The organism is Limimaricola cinnabarinus LL-001 (genome assembly GCF_000466965.1).
GTDB classification, from domain to species: Bacteria; Pseudomonadota; Alphaproteobacteria; order Rhodobacterales; family Rhodobacteraceae; genus Limimaricola; species Limimaricola cinnabarinus.
On record NZ_BATB01000134.1, the window covers coordinates 1 to 2,551 of the forward strand.

Genomic DNA, 2,551 nt, shown 5'->3' on the forward strand with positions numbered 1-2,551 from the left:
CGCCCAGCGGCTCGCGCGTGGTCATGGTGAGCATCCTGGGGTCGAAGGGGATGGTCTGCCCCTTCAGTTCGGAGCCGAGCCCCGCATAGAACTCGAGGATGTCGGCGGCGACCGCGACCTCGCCGCGGCACTCGGTGCGGATCGCCTTGCCGGTCTCGCGCGCCAGCACCTGCGCGATCAATTCGGCCTGGGCCGTGACGGCGCGGGCGGCGGCGCCGACCTGTTTGCTGCGCGCGCGGGCGGGCGTGGCCGCCCAGTCCCGCTGCGCCGCACGGGCGGTGGCGACCGCCTGCGCGGTCTCGGCGCCGTCGCTCGCCGCCGCGCGGCCGATCTCGGCGCCGGTGGCGGGGTTCGTCACCGCGAGGGTGGCCTGCGTGACGCGACGCGCCCCGCCGATCAGGTTGACGCCCTCGAAGGCTTTGAAGACGGTCTCGGGGGTCGCGAAGTCGGCAGGGCGATAGGTCATGGGGATCTCGCTGGGCAAGGGGGCGCCCCGAGTATAGGCACGCCCTCCGGTCCACACGTAGGTCCAGTGTGCGCGCAAGATAGGTCCAGTTTTCCGGCATCCGCTCGCCATGGCCGCCAGAGTTGCGCCCACCCGGCTTTTGAGGCGCGGGACCAGACGGGCCATCGCACTCTCCGACGGTCACCGGGCTTCGCTAGAGGCGCGTGCCCTCGATCACCCAGATGGTGTCGGGAAAGGCGGCGGGAAGCTGCAGGCCGTGACTCATCAGATGCGCGCCCGGAAGCTCGATCGCGCCGCGCTTGATCGCGATGTCACCGCGCGACAGCGGGCCGAGGTCTTCGCGGTTGGTCAGCTCCACCCGGTAGCTCGCCTCCGGGTCGAGCCCGGTGAACCGCAGCGGACGCGGCAGGATCTGCGACGCAGTGGCGGCGCGGCCCGCAAAGGCCACGAAGCGTTCGCCGCCTTTCGCGATCTGGCACTCGCCGATGACCGACGGGTCGGCATGATCGAGGCGGTGGATGTCGGCTTGCATGGTCCAGTCGCGGTTGGCCTTCCACCAGGCGGTGACGCGGGTGAGCACCTGCGCCTCGGCCTCGGTCAGCTCGCGCGGGTCCATCTCGAAGCCCATGTGCCGCTGCGCCGCGACCCAGGCGCGCATCGACATCGGCAGCACCCGGCCCGAGGTGTGGCAATGGCGCGGACCGACATGGCTGCCGGTGATCGCCGCCGGAAGGAACAGCGCCGCATCATGCTGGATGCGCAGACGCTCCAGCGCATCGTTGCTGTCCGACAGCCAGACGCGCTGCGTGCGCGCGAGGATGCCCGCGTCGATGCGCCCGCCACCCGAGGCGCAGCTCTCGATCTCGACGTCCGGAAACGCCGCGCGCAGCCGGTCCAGAAGATCGTATATGCCACGGGTCTGGGCGGCGTCGGGATAGGGCAGCAGCCGGTTGTGGTCCCATTTGATGTAGTCGATGACGTGGTCGTCGAGCACCGCGCCGATGTGGTCGAAGAGGTAGTCGCGCACCTCCGGGTTGGCGAGATCGAGCACGCGCTGCTGGCGGCCCTCGATCTGGTCCTGCGGCCCCATGGCCCAGTCGGGATGGGCGCGGAAGGTGTCGCTGTCGGTGTTGATCATCTCGGGCTCGAACCAGATGCCGAAGCTCATGTTCAGGTTGCGGACATGCTCGATCAGCGGGGTCAGCCCGTCGGGAAACTTGCGCGCGTCGATCCACCAGTCGCCCAGGGAGGAGGTGTCGTCGTCGCGCTTGCCGAACCAGCCATCGTCGAGCACGAAGCGTTCGGCGCCAAGGGCCGCCGCGCGGGTCGCGATCTCCTTGAGGGTCGCGACATCGTGGTCGAAATAGATCGCTTCCCAACAATTGTAATGCACCGGGCGCGGGCGCTCGGCGTCGGGCCATCGCACGATGCGGTCGCGGATATGGCGCTGGAACGCGGTGGCGCAGCCGTTCAGCCCGTTGCGCGAGAAGGTGACGAGCAAGGGCGCGGTGGCGGCATGGGTCACGGGGACAAGCTCGGTCGCGCCGGCATGGCCGAACTGCACCTGCCGCCGCCCGTCGGGCAGCTCCTCGGCAACCATGCGGTGGCCGCCGGACCAGCCGTAATGAAAGGCAAAGGCTTCGCCCGCCGTGTTGGTCGCGCCGCGTCCGGGCACGATAAGCCCCGGGAAATGCTCGTGCCCCGAGCGGCCGGTGCGTGCTTCGCGCATCCGGATGCCCGCGGACCACGGCGTGCGCTGAAGCTGGAACTCACCGATCCAGCGGCCCGACACGTCGATCATCTCGTCCGAGAGCTGCGGCGCGGGCAGCACAGGGGCGGCGAGCCAGTCGACGATGATCGGCGCGTCACTGTCGATCTCGGCCGAAAGCGTCAGGACATGGGTGCCGGGGTCGATTGCGAAGCGCGCGACATGGCGCAGCCCGGCATCCGCGTCCTCGCAGGTGACGGTGAGCGCGTCGCGCCCCTCCTCGACGCCCGAGAGCCGCAGCCGGGGGCGCAGCACGCGCCCCTCGGCGTCGCGCAAGCTCAGCCCCGGCTGACCCGGAAACCACGATCCGCCTCGGG

General features: G+C 70.3%; 2 protein-coding genes. Both read right to left on the minus strand.

Annotated features, from left to right (window positions below; translation table 11 throughout):
• Nucleotides 1-466: aldehyde dehydrogenase family protein (locus MBELCI_RS18600; RefSeq protein WP_045320529.1), on the minus strand; the 466-nt coding region annotated here is incomplete at its 3' end.
• A gap of 193 nt (nucleotides 467-659) precedes the next feature.
• Nucleotides 660-2,551, minus strand: a 1,892-nt coding sequence (locus tag MBELCI_RS18605; RefSeq protein WP_045320530.1) for an alpha-galactosidase, incomplete at its 5' end; no start/stop codon positions are given.